Annotated in this window: 20 protein-coding genes and 1 other RNA gene; 11 read left to right on the forward strand and 10 right to left on the reverse strand. The window is 68.5% G+C overall.

Features of this window, described 5'->3' with window-relative positions:
* Window positions 1-61: 61 nt before the first annotated feature.
* Genes GQR91_RS07380 through GQR91_RS07390 form a run of 3 tightly spaced genes read right to left on the reverse strand, consistent with a single transcriptional unit; the run spans window position 62 to window position 3,344 of the window.
* On the reverse strand, window positions 62-1,120 hold the full coding sequence (locus GQR91_RS07380) for a sialidase family protein (protein WP_249042524.1): 1,059 nt from the start codon (window positions 1,118-1,120) through the stop codon (window positions 62-64).
* Window positions 1,117-1,302: a YbdD/YjiX family protein gene (locus GQR91_RS07385; protein WP_112381951.1), complete on the reverse strand. Its 186-nt coding sequence runs from the start codon at window positions 1,300-1,302 to the stop codon at window positions 1,117-1,119. Before GQR91_RS07385 ends, GQR91_RS07380 begins: the two co-directional genes overlap by 4 nt.
* On the reverse strand, window positions 1,299-3,344 hold the full coding sequence (locus GQR91_RS07390; protein WP_149682243.1) for a carbon starvation CstA family protein: 2,046 nt from the start codon (window positions 3,342-3,344) through the stop codon (window positions 1,299-1,301). Before GQR91_RS07390 ends, GQR91_RS07385 begins: the two co-directional genes overlap by 4 nt.
* A gap of 121 nt (window positions 3,345-3,465) precedes the next feature.
* Between GQR91_RS07390 and GQR91_RS07395 the strand changes: the two genes are divergently transcribed.
* Window positions 3,466-4,068: an NADPH-dependent FMN reductase gene (locus GQR91_RS07395; protein ID WP_149682242.1), complete on the forward strand. Its 603-nt coding sequence runs from the start codon at window positions 3,466-3,468 to the stop codon at window positions 4,066-4,068.
* A 48-nt stretch (window positions 4,069-4,116) separates the two neighbouring features.
* Here GQR91_RS07395 and GQR91_RS07400 read toward each other — a convergent pair whose 3' ends face one another.
* Together GQR91_RS07400 and GQR91_RS07405 are read right to left on the reverse strand one after the other, a co-directional pair.
* The gene (locus tag GQR91_RS07400; RefSeq protein WP_149682241.1) at window positions 4,117-4,791 is read right to left on the reverse strand and encodes a nucleoside/nucleotide kinase family protein; all 675 of its coding nucleotides are present in this window, start codon (window positions 4,789-4,791) and stop codon (window positions 4,117-4,119) included.
* 4 nt (window positions 4,792-4,795) lie between these two features.
* A complete protein-coding gene (locus GQR91_RS07405; RefSeq protein ID WP_112381955.1) occupies window positions 4,796-5,074 on the reverse strand; it encodes a chorismate mutase in 279 nt (92 codons plus the stop codon).
* 119 nt (window positions 5,075-5,193) lie between these two features.
* On the opposite strand from GQR91_RS07405, the gene GQR91_RS07410 reads away from it, so the two are divergent.
* Genes GQR91_RS07410 through GQR91_RS07420 form a run of 3 tightly spaced genes read left to right on the forward strand, consistent with a single transcriptional unit; the run spans window position 5,194 to window position 8,992 of the window.
* Window positions 5,194-6,204 (forward strand): polyprenyl synthetase family protein, encoded by a 1,011-nt coding sequence (locus GQR91_RS07410; protein WP_149682379.1) that lies wholly within the window; start codon window positions 5,194-5,196, stop codon window positions 6,202-6,204.
* A 28-nt stretch (window positions 6,205-6,232) separates the two neighbouring features.
* Window positions 6,233-8,698 carry an ATP-dependent helicase HrpB gene (gene hrpB / locus GQR91_RS07415; RefSeq protein WP_149682240.1) on the forward strand — a complete coding sequence of 822 codons (2,466 nt, stop codon included), beginning with the start codon at window positions 6,233-6,235 and terminating at the stop codon, window positions 8,696-8,698.
* Window positions 8,699-8,710: 12 nt separating this feature from the next.
* On the forward strand, window positions 8,711-8,992 hold the full coding sequence (locus tag GQR91_RS07420) for an ETC complex I subunit (RefSeq protein ID WP_112381958.1): 282 nt from the start codon (window positions 8,711-8,713) through the stop codon (window positions 8,990-8,992).
* 62 nt (window positions 8,993-9,054) lie between these two features.
* Here the strand turns inward: GQR91_RS07420 and GQR91_RS07425 are convergent, their stop codons facing one another.
* From GQR91_RS07425 to GQR91_RS07440, 4 genes are read right to left on the reverse strand one after another with little or no spacing between them, the layout of a single operon-like run.
* On the reverse strand, window positions 9,055-9,555 hold the full coding sequence (locus GQR91_RS07425; protein WP_112381959.1) for an NUDIX hydrolase: 501 nt from the start codon (window positions 9,553-9,555) through the stop codon (window positions 9,055-9,057).
* The gene (locus GQR91_RS07430; protein ID WP_149682239.1) at window positions 9,552-10,220 is read right to left on the reverse strand and encodes a TPM domain-containing protein; all 669 of its coding nucleotides are present in this window, start codon (window positions 10,218-10,220) and stop codon (window positions 9,552-9,554) included. Before GQR91_RS07430 ends, GQR91_RS07425 begins: the two co-directional genes overlap by 4 nt.
* Window positions 10,220-11,074: a TPM domain-containing protein gene (locus tag GQR91_RS07435; RefSeq protein WP_149682238.1), complete on the reverse strand. Its 855-nt coding sequence runs from the start codon at window positions 11,072-11,074 to the stop codon at window positions 10,220-10,222. The genes GQR91_RS07430 and GQR91_RS07435 overlap by 1 nt, the downstream gene beginning before the upstream one ends.
* 5 nt (window positions 11,075-11,079) lie before the next feature.
* Entirely contained in the window at window positions 11,080-11,667 is a 588-nt protein-coding gene (locus tag GQR91_RS07440; protein WP_149682237.1) for a LemA family protein, read from the reverse strand.
* Between the two features lie 105 nt (window positions 11,668-11,772).
* Between GQR91_RS07440 and mscL the strand changes: the two genes are divergently transcribed.
* Window positions 11,773-12,258 carry a large conductance mechanosensitive channel protein MscL gene (gene mscL, locus GQR91_RS07445; RefSeq protein ID WP_149682378.1) on the forward strand — a complete coding sequence of 162 codons (486 nt, stop codon included), beginning with the start codon at window positions 11,773-11,775 and terminating at the stop codon, window positions 12,256-12,258.
* On the opposite strand, the gene GQR91_RS07450 is transcribed toward mscL, so the two are convergent.
* Window positions 12,255-12,686: an RrF2 family transcriptional regulator gene (locus GQR91_RS07450; RefSeq protein WP_112382261.1), complete on the reverse strand. Its 432-nt coding sequence runs from the start codon at window positions 12,684-12,686 to the stop codon at window positions 12,255-12,257. The genes mscL and GQR91_RS07450 overlap by 4 nt on opposite strands.
* Before the next feature lie 37 nt (window positions 12,687-12,723).
* On the opposite strand from GQR91_RS07450, the gene ssrA reads away from it, so the two are divergent.
* The 6 genes from ssrA to GQR91_RS07480 all read left to right on the forward strand — a co-directional run bounded on the left by ssrA (window position 12,724) and on the right by GQR91_RS07480 (window position 17,098).
* Window positions 12,724-13,094, forward strand: a transfer-messenger RNA (tmRNA) gene (ssrA, locus tag GQR91_RS07455).
* Window positions 13,095-13,207: 113 nt separating this feature from the next.
* Window positions 13,208-14,470, forward strand: coding sequence for a glutamate-5-semialdehyde dehydrogenase (locus GQR91_RS07460; protein WP_149682236.1), 1,263 nt, complete (start codon window positions 13,208-13,210; stop codon window positions 14,468-14,470).
* Complete coding sequence (locus GQR91_RS07465) at window positions 14,434-15,066, forward strand: nicotinate-nucleotide adenylyltransferase (RefSeq protein ID WP_112381965.1); 633 nt, start codon at window positions 14,434-14,436, stop codon at window positions 15,064-15,066. The genes GQR91_RS07460 and GQR91_RS07465 overlap by 37 nt, the downstream gene beginning before the upstream one ends.
* Window positions 15,067-15,095: 29 nt before the next feature.
* On the forward strand, window positions 15,096-15,497 hold the full coding sequence (gene rsfS / locus GQR91_RS07470; RefSeq protein WP_112381966.1) for a ribosome silencing factor: 402 nt from the start codon (window positions 15,096-15,098) through the stop codon (window positions 15,495-15,497).
* A gap of 13 nt (window positions 15,498-15,510) precedes the next feature.
* A complete protein-coding gene (locus tag GQR91_RS07475) occupies window positions 15,511-15,933 on the forward strand; it encodes a 23S rRNA (pseudouridine(1915)-N(3))-methyltransferase RlmH (protein ID WP_149682235.1) in 423 nt (140 codons plus the stop codon).
* 1 nt (window position 15,934) lies between these two features.
* A complete protein-coding gene (locus GQR91_RS07480; protein WP_149682234.1) occupies window positions 15,935-17,098 on the forward strand; it encodes a murein hydrolase activator EnvC family protein in 1,164 nt (387 codons plus the stop codon).
* Window positions 17,099-17,458: the final 360 nt, after the last annotated feature.

Raw genomic sequence — 17,458 nt, forward strand, 5'->3', positions numbered from 1 at the left:
GCGCGCGGCCGGAAGGCTTGGGGAAAAGGGCATCGCCGGTGCGGCGGTGCCCTTTTTCGCGTCAGCGGATGCGCCGCGGGTCGATCACCACATGCGCGATACGCGTGCGGTTGTGCGTGTAGGTGACATGCACCATCCCGTCGCGGGTCTGGATCACCGCCGGATAGGCATAGCCGTCGGGCACCGGTTCGCTCTCCAGCGTCAACACGGCGCGCCAATGCACGCCGTCGTCGGACAGCCCGATGTTCAGCGGCCAGCGATCGCCGTCGCCCGGCGTGTCGGGTCGGTGCGCGGCGTGATTGTAGACGATCAGCTGCCGCCCGTCGCGCAGGGTCACCGCGTCGGCGCCGGCATTGGGGTTGGGCAGGTCGATCGCAGCGAGCGGCGACCAGCTTTTGCCGCCATCGCGCGTCCAGCTCATCGCCAGCGCGCCCTGCCGCGTGCGCGCCACCAGTTCCATCCGGCCGTCGCGGTGGGTCAGGATGCTCGGCTGGATCGCCTCGATATGCATGGGGGAGGGGATGCGCGTCCCCACCTGCCACGTCCGGCCCTGATCCACGCTCCGCTCGATACGCAGCGACCAATAATTGTCGGCGGCGCTGCCTTCCTCCCTGCTCGATGGTGCCAGCCATGCGCCATCGGGTGCGATCACCGGCTTGTTCTTGATCGGGCCCAGCACGCCATCGGGCAGGCGTCGGGGCGATGACCAGTGGCGGCCGCCATCGGCGGAGGTGATCACCATCCCCCACCATTCGCGCGGGCTCGGCCCCACCTTGTAAAACAGGTGCAGGTCTCCGCCCGGTGGCTGAAACAGCACCGGGTTCCAGGTCGGCTGGCCATCGCCGCGAGCGACCGCGACCGGCGTCGACCAGCCCTTGCTCCCGCGCCGCGCAAACCAGATCGCCACGTCGGGCCGGCTCTCGCCGGTACCTCCGAACCATGATGCGGCCAGTTCGCCACCGGGCAGCTCGACCAGCGTGGAGGCATGCGCCTGTGGATAGGGGGCGGTGCGGTAGATGAACTCGCGGAACAGGATCGGCGATGGCGCCTGCTCAGCGGCCGGCGCCGCCATGCTCATGACCGCCGCCACCGCACCGACGGCCCCACGCCACCCGCTCAACAACACCGCCCGCCATTCTTGCCGCCATAGCGTGCCTCCTGCCGCTCGCGAAAGAACGCCACCTCGTTCATCGGCTCGGCATCCGGATGATGCTCGGCCATGTGGCGGCGATAGGCGTCATAGCTGGGGACGCCGACCATCAGCCGCGCCGTCTCCGCCAGCCGCGCGAGGAACGCGCTCATTCCGCCGCCACCAGCATCGGCGGCACCTCGGTTACGCTCGGCCGGTCGATGCGCCGCGCGCTCAGACAGGCGCGCACCGCATAGACGAAGATCGCGACGACCACGCCCAGGAAGATCGCGCACAGGGCCGCGTCGATGCGATCGTTGAACACGATCCGCCCCATGTCCGCCATCGACTTGGCCGGGGCCAGCACCTCGCCGCGGCCTGCGGCGTCCGAGAACTTCGCCGCATGCGCCAGGAAGCCGACGCGCGGATCGGCCGAGAACAGCTTCAGCCACCCCGCCGACACGGTACAGGCGAGCAGCCAGACGGTTGGCACCACCGTGATCCAGGCGAACCGCTCGCGCTTCATCCGGAACAGCACCACGGTCGCCAGCATCAGCGCGACGGCGGCCAGCATCTGGTTGGAAATGCCGAACAGCGGCCACAGCGTGTTCACCCCGCCCAGCGGATCGGTGACTCCCTGGTAGAGGAAGAAGCCCCAGGCCGCGACGCACAGGGCGGTTGCGATCAGCCCCGGCGCCACCGCGCTCGTCCCCCGGAAGCGCGGCACTGCCAGCCCGATCAGGTCCTGAAGCATGAAGCGGCCGGCGCGCGTGCCGGCATCCACCGCGGTCAGGATGAACAGCGCCTCGAACAGGATGGCGAAGTGATACCAGAACGCTTTCATCGCCTGTCCGCCGATCAGGTGGCTGAAGATTTCCGCCATCGCCACCGCCAGCGTCGGGGCGCCGCCCGCACGGCTGATGATCGTGGTCTCGCCCACGTCGCGCGCCACCTGCGCCAGGGCGTCGCCGGAAATGGGAAAGCCCATCGCGGTCACCGCCGCCGCCGCGCTTGCCGGATCGGTGCCCAGCACCGCGGCCGGCGCGTTCATCGCGAAATAGATGCCGGGGTCCAGGATCGATGCGGCGACCAGCGCCATGATCGCCACCGCGCTTTCCATCAGCATCGCGCCGTATCCGATGAACGGGGCATGCGCCTCGCTGGCGATCAGCTTGGGCGTGGTGCCGCTGGCGATCAGCGCGTGGAAGCCGGACACGGCACCGCAGGCGATGGTGATGAACAGGAACGGGAACAGGCTGCCCGCCCACACCGGGCCGGAGCCGTCGATGAACTGGGTCAGCGCCGGCATGCGCAGCGGCGGCGCCATGACGACGATGCCGATGGCCAGCGCCGCGATCGCCCCGATCTTGAGGAAAGTCGACAGGTAATCGCGCGGCGCCAGCAACAGCCAGACCGGCAGGACAGAGGCGACCGCGCCGTATCCGATCAGGATGAAGCAGAGCTGGACGGGGGTAAAGGTGAACAGCGGCGCCAGCGTCGGCGACAGGGCGATCGACTGCCCGAAGATAATCGCCGCGATCAGGCCGATAAAGCCGATGATCGACACCTCCCCGATCCGGCTGGGCCGCAGCCAGCGCGTATAGCCGCCCATCAGCATCGCCAGCGGGATCGTCGCCGCGACGGTGAACATCCCCCACGGACTCTCCGCCAGCGCCCGCACCACGATCAACGCCAGCACGGCGAGAATGATGACCATGATCATGAACGCGCCGAACAGCGCGACCGTGCCGGCGACCGCCCCCATCTCCATGCGGATCAGCTCGCCCAGCGAACGCCCGTCGCGCCGCATCGAGATGAACAGCACCAGAAAGTCCTGCACCGCGCCCGCCAGCACCACGCCCGCCAGGATCCACAGCGTGCCGGGCAGATAGCCCATCTGCGCGGCCAGCACCGGCCCCACCAGAGGCCCCGCCCCCGCAATCGCCGCGAAATGATGGCCGAACAGCACGGTGCGGTCGGTCGCGACGTAATCCAGCCCGTCCGCGCGCCGCACCGCCGGCGTCGGCCGCGACGGATCGATCCCGATCACCCGCGCGATGAACAGCGCATAGTAGCGATAGGCGATCAGATAGACCGACATCGCGGCCGCCACGATCCACAGCGCGCTGATCGGCTCGCCGCGCACGCTGGCGATCACGGCCAGGGCACCGGCGCCTACCAGCGCCAGTGCGATCCAGGGGAGATGCTTTACCATGGCCCCATGTTCTAGACGGGCGCCGCCGCATTGCCAGAGCGGCCGGATGAAAATGTTTGCAGCCGCCGTTTTTTGAACATTCCGCTTGCCCCCATGGGGCCTGCCGGGCTGAAAGGCGCGCATGGCATCTTTGGCACCCTCCACCGCTGCACCGCTCGTCGTCGGCATCGGCGGCACGATCGGCAGCGTTTCCTCCACCGAGCGTGCGCTCCGCATCGCGGTGGAGGCGGCCGGGGCGGAAGGATTCCGCACCCGCGTCTTCGGGGGCGCCGATCTCGCCCGCCTCCCGCTCTACGACCCGCGCGCGCCCGAGCGTACCGCAGAGGAACAGGAGTTCGTCGCCACCGTCCGCCAGGCCTCCGCCGTCATCATCGCCAGCCCCGGCTATCACGGCAGCATTTCCGGCGTGGTGAAGAACGCGCTCGACCTGCTGGAGGAAACCGCGCGCGATCCGCGACCCTATCTGGCCGATATGCCCGTTGGCCTGATCGCCACCGCCTATGGCTGGCAGGCGACGGGCTCGACCATCGCGGCGCTGCGCTCGATCGTCCACGCCCTGCGCGGCTGGCCGACGCCCTTTGCCGCGGCGATCAACAGCCAGCTCACCAAGTTCGACGACGAGGGCAGCGCCAGCGAGCCCGCGGTGGTCGACCAACTACGCCTGGTCGGCCGTCAGGTCGCCCGTTTCGCCCCGCTCGCGGGCACGATCGAATCGAAGACATAGGGCAGTCGCCGTTCGCACGAGGGTGCACCCGTGCAGATGGCGCAGCCTTTAACCCTCCAGCCGCCCGATCACCGCGTCGGCGATCTCCGCCGCGATCATCTCGGGCGGGCGCAGAGCGGCATGCGCCACCGTTTCCACCGTCATCCACTCGCCCAGCATCGCCGCATCCGCCATCGCGGCATAATTCGCCCGCACCCGCGCCTGCAGCCCCAGATCGGCTTCATACGCGTCATAGGTGTCGTCGGTGTAGCTGCGCCGGCGCTTCTGCGCGATCAGCGTGCGCGCCACCGCCAGCGGCGTATCCAGATAGACCGACAGATCAGGCACGGGCAGCGCGAACTGCCCGGTTTCCAGCCGCGCGATCCACGTCATCAGCGCCTCCGCCTCGCCATCCGGCACCTGCGCTGCCTGATACGCCATGTTGGACGCGATATAACGGTCGAACACCACCACGTCATGGCGCGCCGCCATGTCGACCAGATGCGCCCGCGACTCGAACCGGTCGAGCGCATAAAGCGTCGCGGCCGCCTGCGGGCTCACCGCGCGGGGCAATCGCTCCGCCAGATATTCGCCCAGCGCCCAGCCGCCCACCGTGTCGGTGTAGCGCGGAAAGGACAGCGCGCAGGCGGACAGCCCCTGTGCCGCCAGATGCGCCACCACCGCGGCGGTCGCGGTCGCCTTGCCGGCGCCGTCCGCCCCCTCGATCGCCAGCAGAAAGGCCATGCCTTCAGCCCCTCAGTCGTTCATGGTGGCGGATCACCTCGTCGATGATGAAACGCAGGAACTTCTCGGAAAATTCCGGGTCGAGTTGCGCATCGGCGGCCAGCTGGCGCAACCGGGCGATCTGCGCCTCCTCGCGCCCCGGATCGGCGGGCGGCAGGCCGTTCTCCGCCTTGTAGCGGCCGACCGCCTGCGTCACCTTGAACCGCTCGGCCAGCATGCACACCAAGGCGGCGTCGATATTGTCGATCGACTGGCGATAGCCCTTCAGCACGTCGTCCGGCACGAAATTCTCCTTGGCAACAGGCGGAGCCTCTTTGCGGGCGGGCCAGCGCAAGGGCAAGCGCTTCAGGCAAGAACACTTGCGTTCGCCCCCCGATGCCGTCACAGGCTGAACCCGTGTCCATGACCGCCACCGCCACCCGCCTCGCCCCGTCCGCGCCGTCGCTGGAGCCGATGGTCCAGCTCGTGTCGGCCGATCTTGATCGTGTGAACCAGGTGATCCTGGATCGCATGACCTCCGATATCCCGCTGATTCCGCAACTTGCCGGTCATCTGATCGCCGGGGGCGGCAAGCGCATGCGCCCGATGCTGACCCTCGCCAGCGCGCTGCTGCTGGACTATCAGGGAACGCATCACCACGTGCTCGCCGCCGCGGTCGAATTCATCCACACCGCCACGCTGCTGCACGACGACGTGGTCGATGGCTCGGACCTGCGCCGTGGCCGCCGCACCGCCAACATCATCTGGGGCAATCCGGCCAGCGTCCTGGTCGGCGATTTCCTGTTCAGCCGCTCGTTCCAGCTGATGGTCGAGGCGGGCAGCCTGAAGGTGCTCGACATCCTGTCGAACGCGTCCGCCGTCATCGCGGAGGGCGAGGTGAACCAGCTCACCGCCGCGCGGCAGGTGACGCTGACCGAGGATCGCTATCTGACGATCATCGACGCCAAGACCGCCGCGCTCTTCGCCGCCGCCTGCCGCATCGCCGCGGTGGTCGCCGATCGGTCGGAGGCGGAGGAGCAGGCGCTCGATGCCTATGGCCGCAATCTCGGCATCGCCTTCCAGCTCGTCGACGATGCGATCGACTATGTCTCGGACGCGGGCACGATGGGCAAGGATGCGGGCGACGATTTCCGCGAGGGCAAGATGACGCTGCCCGTCATCCTCGCCTATGCCCGCGGGTCGGACGAGGACAGCCGCTTCTGGAAGGACGCGGTGGAGGGGCGCCGCACCTCCGACGAGGATTTCGCCCATGCGATCGAGCTCGTCCGCCGTACCAAGGCGGTGGACGACACGCTCGCCCGCGCCCGCCATTATGGCAGCCTCGCGATCGAGGCGATCGCCCGCTTCCCCGCCAGCCCGGCCAAGGCGGCGATGATCGAAGCGGTCGAATTCGCGGTCGCGCGCGCCTATTGATCCTGTTGCGGGCGGGCAGGGTGCCGGCATGACGCTCCCGATCGACGCCGTTCTGCCCGACCTGCTCGCCGTGCTGGCGGACGGCCGCAACGCCGTGCTCGTCGCGCCGCCGGGTGCCGGCAAAACCACCAGCGTCGCGCCCGCGCTGCTCGACCAGCCCTGGTGCGACGGCGAGATCCTGCTTCTTTCCCCCCGTCGCCTTGCCGCGCGCGCCGCGGCCGAGCGGATGGCGGCGATCGCGAACGAGCCCGTCGGCCACCGCTTCGGCTATGCCACCCGCATGGACAGCGCGACCAGCGCCGCCACCCGCATCACCGTGGTGACCGAGGGTATCTTTGTCGCCCGCATTCAGGCCGATCCCGAACTCGCCGGCGTCTCCGCCGTCCTGTTCGACGAGGTGCATGAGCGCAGCCTCGACGGCGATTTCGGCCTTGCCCTCGCGCTCGATGCGCAAGGCGGCTTCCGCCCCGACCTGCGCCTCGTCGCCATGTCCGCCACCCTTGACGGCAGCCGCTTCGCCACTCTGATGGGCCAGGCCCCCATCATCCAGAGCGAAGGCCGCAGCTACCCGCTGACGCTCCGCCATGTCGGCCGCGACCCGAACGCCCGCATCGAGGATGCGGTCGCCGCCACCATCCGCCGCGCCCTTGTCGAGGAGGAGGGCGGTATCCTCGCCTTTCTTCCCGGCGTCGGCGAGATCGAGCGCGTCGCCGAACGCCTCGCCACCCTGCCCGACGCCATCGCGCTCCACCTCCTGCACGGCACCCTCGACCCCGCCGCGCAACGCGCCGCCATCCGCCCCGATCCACAGGGGCGCCGCAAGATCGTCCTCGCCACCTCGATCGCGGAAACCAGCCTGACCCTCGACGGTATCCGCATCGTCATCGACTCCGGCCTCGCCCGCCGCCCGCGCTATGATCGCGCCGCCGGCATGACCCGCCTCGTCACCGAACGCGCCAGCCAGGCCGCCGTGGTGCAGCGTGCGGGCCGTGCCGCCCGGCAGGGGCCCGGCACCGCCTATCGGCTGTGGGAGGAAGCCGCGACCGCCGGCCTGCCGCGCTTCGACCCGCCCGAGATATTGGAAGCGGACCTGTCGGCGCTGTTGCTCGCCACCGCCATCTGGGGCGTGGCGGACCCTCGCGACCTGAACTGGCTCGACGCTCCACCCGAACCTGCCGTGGTGGAGGCACGCGCCCGCCTCACCACCCTGGAGGCACTGGACGACACCGGCCGCCCCACCGCGCATGGCCGTGCCATCGCGCGTCTGCCGATGCCGCCGCGCCTTGCCCATATGCTGATCCGCGCCGCCGATCACGGCGCCACCACGCTCGCCGCCGACATCGCCGTCCTGCTCGGCGAACGCGGTCTCGGCGGCAACGATGTCGATCTGGACAATCGCCTGCGTCGGTGGCGCAGCGACCGGGGTCCCAAGGCCAACGCCGCCCGCGCGCTCGCCCGGCGATGGTCCACCCTCCCGTTACCGCGTGGAACAGGCGACCAGCCGGCCGAGCGACCCGATCTGGACGTCACACCGGGGCTTTGCCTTGCGCTTGCCTATCCCGATCGCATCGCGCGCCGCCGCGATCAGGGCGGCGAGCATTGGGCCTCTGTCGGTGGCCGCGGCTTCCGTCTCGACCCCGCGTCACCGCTTGCCACCGCCGAATGGCTCGCCGTCGGCGAGACGCAGGGCGCGGCGTCGGGCGCGCGCATCCTCTCCGCCGCGGCGATCGATCCGTCGACCGTGGAGGCGCTGTTCGCCGATCGTATCGAGATCCGCCGCACGGCCGTCTTCGATCCCCTGACCGGCAGCGTCCAGCCGCAGCGCGAACGCCGCCTTGGTGCGCTTCGCCTGTTGGGCGGTCCCGATTCGAACGCCGACCCCGCCACCATCGCCGCTGCGCTGCTGGAGGGGGTGCGTACCCATGGCCTCGATCGCCTGCCCTGGCCGGACGGCGCCCATGCCTACCGGGCACGGGCCGCCTATGCCGGCATCGCGCTGGATGACGCGGCGCTTGTCGACCGGCTGGACGAATGGCTTGCGCCGCTGCTCGAAAACCGCCGCCGGCTCGATGCCATTGCGCCGGCTGCGCTGACCGAGGCGATCCGCAACCTGCTCGACTGGGATGAACAGCGCCGGGTGGACGCCATGGCCCCGCCGCATTTCACCAGCCCGGCCGGGAGTACGCATGCGATCGATTATGCGGCGGAGGGTGGGCCGCGCGTCGAATTGCGGGCGCAGGCGTTGTTCGGGCTGGCCGAGCATCCGGTGATCGGCCGCGACCGCGTGCCCCTCGTCCTCAGCCTGACCTCGCCGGCCGGGCGACCGATCCAGACGACGCGCGATCTGCCCGGTTTCTGGGCGGGAAGCTGGGCGGCGGTCGCCAAGGAGATGCGCGGTCGGTATCCGCGCCATCCCTGGCCGGACGACCCTGCGGGTGCGGCGCCGACGCTGCGCACGAAAAAGGCGGATGCAAGAGCCGCCGGTTCGCGATAAGGAGACGCCATTATGGCCACTGCCCGTATCTTCAAGCGCCCCAAGAACGCCATGCAGTCCGGCAAAGCCCGGACCGATCACTGGCAGCTCGAATTCGCCCCCGCGGAGGCCAAGAAGGCCGATCCGCTGACCGGCTGGGCCGGCAGCGGCGACACGCGGGATCAGGTGCGTCTGTTCTTCCCGACGCTGGAGGCCGCGGTCGCCTATTGCGAGCGCGAGGGGATCGATCATCACGTCGTCCCCACCCCGACCGCGACCCTGAAGCTGCAGGCCTACGCCGACAATTTCCGCTGAGGCGGGGGGGGGGGGCGGCGCTGCTTTGAAACGCGCGTTTTTGCGCGTTTCCAGCGACGCTGTCAGGCCAGCCCCGCGCCCAGCACGTAGAGCAGCTTTGCGTCGATCCCCAGTCCTTCGTCGCGCTTCTGCGCGATGAAGGCGGGCACCTCGGCCAGCGGTACGCGGTGGACGGTGATGTTCTCGCCCTCGTGCCCGCCGCCGTCCGACACGCGCGCCAGCCCGGTCGCACGAACGAGGTTGAACCCTTCGGACGACATGCCGGGCGACGAATAGAAGAAGCCCAAATCCTCGATCCGCTCCGGCCGGTAGCCGGTTTCCTCCTCCAGTTCGCGCGCGGCGGCGTCGGTCGTCGCTTCGCCGGCATCCTCGTCGCCGACCAGTCCGGCCGGCAGCTCCAGGCAGGCGCGGCCGATCGGTATCCGGTGCTGCTCGACCAGGATCAGGTGGCCCTCATGCACCGCGACGATCACCGCGGCGCCGATGCCGCCGCGCCGCGCGACATATTCCCACGTGCCTTCCTTGTGCGCGGCCAGGTATTTTCCTTCCCAGACGACGCTCACAGTTCGATCAACCTGTCGGGCAATTCGTTCACGTCATTCTCCTTGGATGGGATGCGTTCGGCCAGGATCGCGCCGATCCGCTCGACCGCGGCGACGATCCCGTCCGCCGGGCGCCCGGCCCGCATCTTGGCCAGCAGAGGCGCCAGCGCCTCGCCCCAGCATTCGGGCGAGACATGGTCGTGGATCGCGGCGTCGGCGATGATCTCGGCGCGGTGTTCCTCGGCGGACACGTAGAGCAGCACGCCGGTCCGCCCCTTGGTCCGCTTCTCGGCCCCTGCCCGAAACAGCGCCAATGCCTGCCGATGCACGCGCCGCGTCTTGGTGCGCCCCGGTGTCAGCGCCAGCCTCAAAGGCCGCCACGCCAGCAGCAGGCGTGCGCCCATAAAGGTCAGCGTCGCCAGCACCAGCGCGATCAGCATCAGGGTGCGCGGGGAGGGGGCTTCGTCCCAGGGCTCGAAGGTCGCGTGCACCGCCTCGGCCATGCCCGGCACGCTGGCGAGCAGCGCCAGCATCAGCAGCATGGCGAGCACCGACCATTGCAATGCCGCATCGTGATAGGCGTCCGACCGGCGCGCCAGCACCGTCACGATCTCGCCCGCGGTGTTTGCCTCCGCACGGGCAACCGCCCCGGCGACGCGCGCATGATCCGTGTCGCTCAGCCGCATCACCAACTCCCCGAAGCGCCGCCGCCGCCGCCCGATCCGCCGCCACCGCCGGTAAACCCGCCGCCCATCCAGCCCCCACCGCCGCCGCCGGACGAGCCGCCACCCCATCCGCCACCGCCGCCGCCACCCCGGCCGGCTTCCCGCCCGATCTCGTTGGCGATGCTCCACAGAATCACCGGCATCATCCCGCTATCCCCGCGATATCGCCGGCCTTTCACGCCCCGCCGACCGACAAAGGACATCAACACGGCAAAGCCGATGATCCCCCAGAAGATGAGGCCGATGGGAACGTTGCCCTGTTCGCGCGTCCGCCCGCGCTGCGCCGCATCGAACGTCTTTGCGGCCTCCGCCACCTTTGCCTTTGCTTCCGCGTCTGGACGGGCCAGCTGTTCGGCCAGCGCATCGGCACCCGCCACGACACCACCGGGCAGGTCCCCCGCCTTGAAGCGCGGTATGATGTCTTGCCGGATGACGTTGCCGGAAAACGCGTCGGTCAGAACGGGCTCCAGACCGTACCCCACTTCGACCCGAACCTTGCGCTCACCAGGCGCCACCAGCAGGATCGCACCGTTATTGGCGTCCTTCAGCCCGACCCCCCAGGCGCGCAGCAGGCGGTAGCCGTAATCTTCGATCGGATAGCCTTGAAGGTCGGGGATGGTGGCCACGACGAGCTGTCGCCCGGTCTGCTGCTGAAGCGCCTCGAGCCGCTGCCGGACCTGTGTTTCCCGTGCGGGCGGCAGCACATCCGCCGCGTCGACCACCAGGCCGCTGAACTTCGGAAAGGTTTGTGCCTGCGCTGTCGTTGCGACGAGGCACAGCCCTGTCAGCATCGTCAGCCGGCGCAGCGGGACCATCGCGATCAGCCGCCGAAATCCACTTTGGGCGCGTTCTCGGCACCCGGCGTCGTTGCCTGATAGGGGACCATCGGCTTGGCTCCGTAGAACACACGCGCCCCGACCGCATCGGGGAAGGTACGGATGCGCGTGTTATACTCCTGCACGGCCTTGTTATAGTCGAGGATCGCGATGTTGATGCGGTTTTCGGTGCCTTCCAACTGGTCCATGAAGGTCGCAAAATTGTTCTGGCTCTTGAGTTCGGGATAAGCCTCGACATTGGCGAGCAGCCGCCCCAATGAGCCGTTCAACTGCCCCTGCGCCGCCTGGAACTGCGCCATCTTCGCCGGGTCGGTCAGCTCATCCCCCGTCACCTGCACCTGCGTCGCCCGTGCCCGCGCCGCGATCACGTCCGTCAATATCTGCCGCTCGGATGCCGCAGCACCCTTCACCGTCGCTTCCAGATTGGGGATGAGGCTTGCGCGGCGTTGATAGGCGGCCTGCACGTCGGCCCACTTGGCCTTGGCATTTTCCTCGGAGGTCGGCACGCTGTTGAGGCCACAACCGGCCAGCGACGCGGCGGCCATGATGGTAAGCGGGGCGCGAAACTTCATCGACGGGTCTCCTGAACCTGTATCGTTCCTATAGGACAGTCGGCAGGCTTGGCGAAAGCAATATCCAGGGTTAACCTTGCCCACAGCAATAGGGAGCAAGCGTCGATGGCGGGACTCTTCAAGGAATTCCAGACCTTTATCGCGCGCGGCAACGTGCTCGACCTGGCGGTCGGCGTTATCATCGGCGGCGCGTTTGGCGGTATCACCAAGTCACTGACTGATGATGTCATCATGCCGGTTGTCGGCTGGATCTTCGGGGGTTTCGATTTTTCGAGCTACTTCTTTCGGCTCGGACCGATTCCGGCCAGCTATCGCGGTTCGCCGGACAGCTATGCCGCGCTGAAGGCGGCGGGAGTGCCGCTGCTGGGGTATGGCGAGTTCATCACCGTCGTCATCAACTTCGTGATCCTGGCCTTCATCGTCTTCATGCTGGTACGCAGCGTCAACCGGCTGGTCGCGCTGGCCGAACATGAGAAAAAGCAGGGAACGGCGCCGCCGGCGGCCGATCCTGCCGACGTGGTGCTGTTGCGCGAAATCCGCGACGAGTTGCGCAGCCGGTCGACGCCGCCCACCGCATCCGAGCCCCGTTAGGCGGCGGCGAGGGATTTCGCGGTCGCGTCGGCCAGACTGGTCCCGTCCAGGATGCGTGCGGTTTCATCACGCACGCGTGCCATCGCATGCCGGATCGCGCAGTCTGCCTCCGACTTGCAATCGGTGCATGGGCGATACGCGGTGCGGCTGACGCATGGAACGAGCGCAAGCGGACCCTCGATGATGCGAATGATGTCGCCGAGAGAGATCAGGTGCGCGGGGCGCGACAGGCGATATCCGCCCATCTTGCCGCGATGGCTGTCGAGCAGCCCCGCACCACGCAGATCCGCCAGGATCAGCTCAAGGAACTTGCGCGGCACGTTCGCCTCCGCCGCGATCCGCGTCATGGAGGTGGGCGGGGAGCCCGGTTGGGCTTGCGCCAGGAACAGCATCGCACGCAGCGCGTAACGGGAACGCTGGGTCAACATGGTGCTTCCCATGAACCCAAATTGGGGCAAGCGAAAGGCATTTGCGCTCCGCTTCTCCGATCCCTATATCGCTCCCGTCGGGTTCACCCGACTATGGCGATAAATTGCGGCGTATAATAGACGCAGCGGACCCGGGGGCAGTACCCGGCGGCTCCACCATCGCAGCTGACGTAAGGGATTCGCCATGGCGAGTTTCGTGCGACCAGCGTCGCTGATGGGGCCGAACCAGGATCGACGTGTGTTGAAAAGCGCTGTTTTCGTTCGGAATGGGACCACCGTGACGGCCCATATATACAAGTGCCAACGATAACGAGGCTCTTGCGATTGCCGCGTAATTTGAACCTCACGGTTTAAATTACATCGGACAAAAGCGCGGTTGGGCTGCACCGGGCAACAGAAGCAGACACCGGCGGTACGGGGGGCACCGAGCAACAGAAGCTCCCCACTTCCTCATATCTGGTGTCGTGATACGTCCGCGGGCATGGTGGCGTGCTGAATGGGTGCATGATAAGCCGCGACGCATGGCCGATATCGATAGTCCGTTCGAGATGATCGCTGCAATGGCGGCACGTGCGCGCCGCGCGTCAAGCGCGCTCGCCCATCAGCCGACTTCTGCCAAGGCAAATGGCCTTCGCGCAGCCGCCGAGGCCGTACGCGCGGATTTGGCTGGGATCCTCCTGGCCAATTCCGAGGATATGGCACGGGCTGAGGCCAACGATCTGTCCGGCGCGATGCAGGACCGGTTGCGACTGGATGCCCGACGTGTTGAGGCTATTGCGGATGCCATTAAAGCAGTGGCGGCGTTGCCTGACCCGGTGGGTGAAGTGATCGACACGCGCACCCGCCCCAACGGGCTGGAACTCACACGTGTGCGCGTGCCGCTGGGCGTGCTGGGCATCATCTATGAAAGTCGGCCGAACGTGACGGCGGATGCCGCGGCGCTGGCGGTGATGTCCGGCAATGCCGCAATCCTGCGCGGCGGTTCCGAAGCGGCGCACAGCAACCGGGCGATCCATGCGGCTTTCACAAACGGCCTTACCGAAGCTGGCCTGCCGACGGATGTGGTGCAATTGGTATCGACCACGGACCGGGCCGCGGTCGGCGCGATGCTCGCCGCGGAAGGCGCGATCGACCTGATTATTCCGCGGGGGGGGAAGAGCCTGGTGGCGCGGGTGAAGGCCGAGGCGCGGGTTCCGGTACTGGCGCATCTGGATGGCATCAACCATGTCTATGTCGATGGATCGGCAGACGAAAACATGGCCGGCCGGATCGTGCGCGATGCCAAGTTGCGGCGCACCGGAATCTGCGGCGCGATGGAAACGCTGTTGATCGACCGCAGTTACCGCGACGTGGCGGGGCTGGTACGGGTCCTTAGCGGGGGCGGATGCGAGGTACGGGGCGACGGACGCATTCGCACGCTGGTGCCCGAGGTGGCCGCCGCCGCACCCGAGGATTGGGACACCGAATATCTGGACGCGATCGCGTCGGTCGCGCTGGTCGACGGGCTGGACGGCGCGCTGGCGCATATCGGGGCGCATTCCTCCGGCCATACCGATGCGATCGTCGCCGAAGATCAGGACGTGGCGGAGCGCTTCCTGGCGCAGGTCGACAGCGCGATCGTGCTGTGGAATGCGTCCACCCAGTTCGCGGATGGCGGCGAATTCGGATTGGGCGCGGAGATCGGCATCGCGACGGGGCGCCTGCACGCGCGTGGGCCCGTCGCGCTGGAGGGCCTGACGACATATAAATGGGTCGGCCGCGGGAGCGGGCAGATCCGCGGGTGAGCCGGCCACGCTATGTCGGCCTGCTCGGCGGATCGTTCAATCCGGCGCACAAGGGGCATCGCGGCATCAGCCTGAACGCGATCCGCGCGCTGAAGCTGGATGAAGTGTGGTGGATGGTCTCGCCCGGCAATCCGTTGAAGGAGGGCGCGACGGACATGGCGCCGCTGGCCGCACGCCTGGCATCGGCGCGCCGGATGGCACGCCGCGCCCCCATCCGCGCAAGCGCGATCGAAACCCGGCTGGGCACGCGCTACACCGTGGACACCATCCGCAAACTGATCCGCCGATACCCCGACATCCGCTTCATCTGGCTGATGGGGAGCGACAATCTTGCGCAGTTTCACCGCTGGCGCGATTGGCGCACCATTGCCCGCGCAATCCCGATTGCGGTTGTCGCGCGTCCGGGATACACTACATCGGCCCAATCGGCACCCGCCATGGGCTGGTTCCGGCGCTTTGAACGGCGCCCGGACCAGGCGACGAACTGGATGACGTGGAGACGGCCGGCCCTTGTGCTGTTGCGCTTTCGCCCCGACCCCATTTCCGCCACGGGCGTACGTGCCCGCGATCCAGACTGGCATGTGCGTAAAGTTTAAGCATGCCGTCGTCCAACCCAGGAGCTAACTTGGCCACTTCCCCCCAATCGCCCAAGCCGTCCGACGCCGCAGAGGTCGAGGCGCTGCACCGCCTGATCCTCGCCTCGCTGGACGACGACCAGGCGGTGGAGACCGTTTCGATCCCGCTGGCGGGCAAGTCCTCGATCGCCGACTATATGGTGATCGCCAGCGGACGTTCGACCCGGCAGGTCGCATCGATGGCGACGAAACTGGCCGAGAAGATCAAGGCCGAATTCGGCCGGATCGTACGGATCGAGGGGCTGCAGACCGCCGACTGGGTGCTGCTCGATGCGAATGACGTGATCGTGCACCTGTTCAGGCCCGAGGTTCGGACCTTCTACAATCTGGAGCGGATGTGGGCGTTCGGCGATGCGCCGGCGGCCGCCCCGACGCCTGCCCCCCAAGCCTGACGCTTCACCGCCCGTGTTGCTGCACATCGTCGCACGCGGGCGAATCGGACGTTCGCCCGAGGCGGAACTGGTCGACCGCTATCTGAAGCGGATCGCCTGGCCAACGCGCGTCACCGAACTGCCCGATACGGGCGGCCGCGTGCCGCCGCGCGAAGGGCAGAGCCGGCTGATCCTGCTGGACGAAAAGGGCGAGAACCTGCCCTCCATGGCCTTTGCCGAGCGGCTGGGTCGCTGGCGTGACGATGGGGTGCGCGAGGTGCGCTTCATGCTGGGCGCTGCGGACGGCTTCGACGATGCGGCGCGGGCCGAGGCCGACCTGCTGCTGTCGTTCGGGCGCGCGACATGGCCGCACCTGATGGCACGCGCGATGCTGGCCGAGCAACTGTTCCGCGCGACCAGCATCCTGGCCAATCATCCCTATCACCGCGAAGGCTGACATGCGGGTCGCATTCGGTTTCTCGCTGGCGCTGATCCTGGCGGGGAGCGGTGCGGCGCGGGTGCCCGATGCGGCGGAGCAGGCGCGGCGGCTGGCGGCGGCGAAGCGGGCGGCGGTGGTGGCGCAGGACCGGGCGGTGCAGTTGATGGCGGATGCGGCGCGGGTGCGCGGCGTGGCCGAGCGGGCCGAGGTGCGCGAGCGTGCGATGGCGGCACGGGTCGAGGCGGCGGCGGCGGATGTGCGCGCGGCCGAGGCGAGGGTCGCGTTGATCGACCGTCTGCGCGAAGCGCGCGAGGCCCGGCTGGCGGATGCGCAGACGCCGGTCGCGCGCCTGTTGGCGGCGATGCAGGGGCTGGCGGTGCGGCCGATGGCGGCGACGCTGGTGCAACCGGGATCGGTCAGCGATCTGGTGCATGGCCGCGCGGTACTGGCCAGCACCCTGCCGGCGATCCGCACCCGGACCGAGGCCGTGCGGCGCGGCATCGCCGCGGCGCGGGTGATGCGTGCGCGTGCCGAAGTGGCGGCACAGGCGCTGGTCGCCGGGCGCCGCAAGCTGGAGGGCGCGCGCCGCGAACTGGCCGACACCGCCGCCGGTCACCGCGCGCGGGCGGAGGCGATCGGCCAGACCGCGATCGGCGAGGCGGACCGCGCGCTGGCGATGGGCGAGGCGGCCCGCGACCTGGTCGACCGCATGGCGCAGGATGGCGCGGCCCAAACCACGGCGAGCGATCTTGCCGCGCTGCCCGTGCCCCTGGCGCGACCATTGGCGCCGGGGGTGACGGGATCGGTGCCGGAGCCCGGAACCTACCGATTGCCGGTGCGCGACGCGCGGCTGGTCAGCGGGTTTGGCGAGCTATCCCCCGCTGGGGTGCGGGCACGCGGACTGACCCTGGTCACGGAGCCACGGGCGACGGTGATGGCGCCGGCGGACGGCCTGGTGCGCTATGCCCGGCGCTACCGCGGCTATGGCGATATCGTGATCCTGGATCACGGTGGGGGGTGGACGAGCCTGGTCACCGGATTGGGCGCGCTGGCGGTACGGCCGGGTATGCGCGTGACGGCGGGAACGCCGCTTGGCCGTGCCGGTGGGGACGAGACGCCGCGTGTGTCGGTGGAGTTGCGGCGGCGGGGGCAGCCGGTGGATATCGCGGCGTTGTTGGGGTGAGAGTGCAACGCGGGCGTGATGGGGACGTGTCGCGGTCTTCAATAATCGATCACGCGCGAACTCGACGTACAGACAAGGTCGTCAGTGCTTGAGCCGGATGACGTGAGGTTTGATTATCATCCGTTCGTCTCGAGTAGCCGTCGAGTAGCGGCAGAGCCGCGTATCGAGACGGTGTATCGAGAGACAGGTTGGCTCGCGCGGCGGTACCTCGATACGAGCTCTCGATACGCTCCTGCGGAGCTACTCGATCTCTACTCGGCACGAACGGGTCAAGGTAAAATCATCACGGTCGAGTAAATTGCGCGTTGGATCTGCATCACACATCCGTATCCATCCGATCGGCCTGAGCCCTTCGACAAG

Source organism: Sphingomonas carotinifaciens (assembly GCF_009789535.1).
In the GTDB taxonomy this organism is placed as follows: Bacteria; Pseudomonadota; Alphaproteobacteria; order Sphingomonadales; family Sphingomonadaceae; genus Sphingomonas; species Sphingomonas carotinifaciens.

Excerpts from the sequence above, each read along its gene's own strand:
- GQR91_RS07430 (WP_149682239.1), bottom strand. The coding sequence starts at position 10,220 with ATGCGGCTGAGCGACACGGATCATGCGCGCGTCGCCGGGGCGGTTGCC.
- GQR91_RS07440 (WP_149682237.1), bottom strand. The coding sequence starts at position 11,667 with ATGAAGTTTCGCGCCCCGCTTACCATCATGGCCGCCGCGTCGCTGGCC.
- GQR91_RS07400 (WP_149682241.1), bottom strand. The coding sequence starts at position 4,791 with ATGGCCTTTCTGCTGGCGATCGAGGGGGCGGACGGCGCCGGCAAGGCG.
- GQR91_RS07385 (WP_112381951.1), bottom strand. The coding sequence starts at position 1,302 with ATGAGCGCGTTCCTCGCGCGGCTGGCGGAGACGGCGCGGCTGATGGTC.
- GQR91_RS07420 (WP_112381958.1), top strand. The coding sequence starts at position 8,711 with ATGGCCACTGCCCGTATCTTCAAGCGCCCCAAGAACGCCATGCAGTCC.
- GQR91_RS07390 (WP_149682243.1), bottom strand. The coding sequence starts at position 3,344 with ATGGTAAAGCATCTCCCCTGGATCGCACTGGCGCTGGTAGGCGCCGGT.
- GQR91_RS07450 (WP_112382261.1), bottom strand. The coding sequence starts at position 12,686 with ATGTTGACCCAGCGTTCCCGTTACGCGCTGCGTGCGATGCTGTTCCTG.
- mscL (WP_149682378.1), top strand. The coding sequence starts at position 11,773 with ATGGCGGGACTCTTCAAGGAATTCCAGACCTTTATCGCGCGCGGCAAC.
- GQR91_RS07460 (WP_149682236.1), top strand. The coding sequence starts at position 13,208 with ATGGCCGATATCGATAGTCCGTTCGAGATGATCGCTGCAATGGCGGCA.
- GQR91_RS07435 (WP_149682238.1), bottom strand. The coding sequence starts at position 11,074 with ATGGTCCCGCTGCGCCGGCTGACGATGCTGACAGGGCTGTGCCTCGTC.
- hrpB (WP_149682240.1), top strand. The coding sequence starts at position 6,233 with ATGACGCTCCCGATCGACGCCGTTCTGCCCGACCTGCTCGCCGTGCTG.
- GQR91_RS07395 (WP_149682242.1), top strand. The coding sequence starts at position 3,466 with ATGGCATCTTTGGCACCCTCCACCGCTGCACCGCTCGTCGTCGGCATC.
- GQR91_RS07465 (WP_112381965.1), top strand. The coding sequence starts at position 14,434 with ATGGGTCGGCCGCGGGAGCGGGCAGATCCGCGGGTGAGCCGGCCACGC.
- GQR91_RS07410 (WP_149682379.1), top strand. The coding sequence starts at position 5,194 with ATGACCGCCACCGCCACCCGCCTCGCCCCGTCCGCGCCGTCGCTGGAG.
- GQR91_RS07480 (WP_149682234.1), top strand. The coding sequence starts at position 15,935 with ATGCGGGTCGCATTCGGTTTCTCGCTGGCGCTGATCCTGGCGGGGAGC.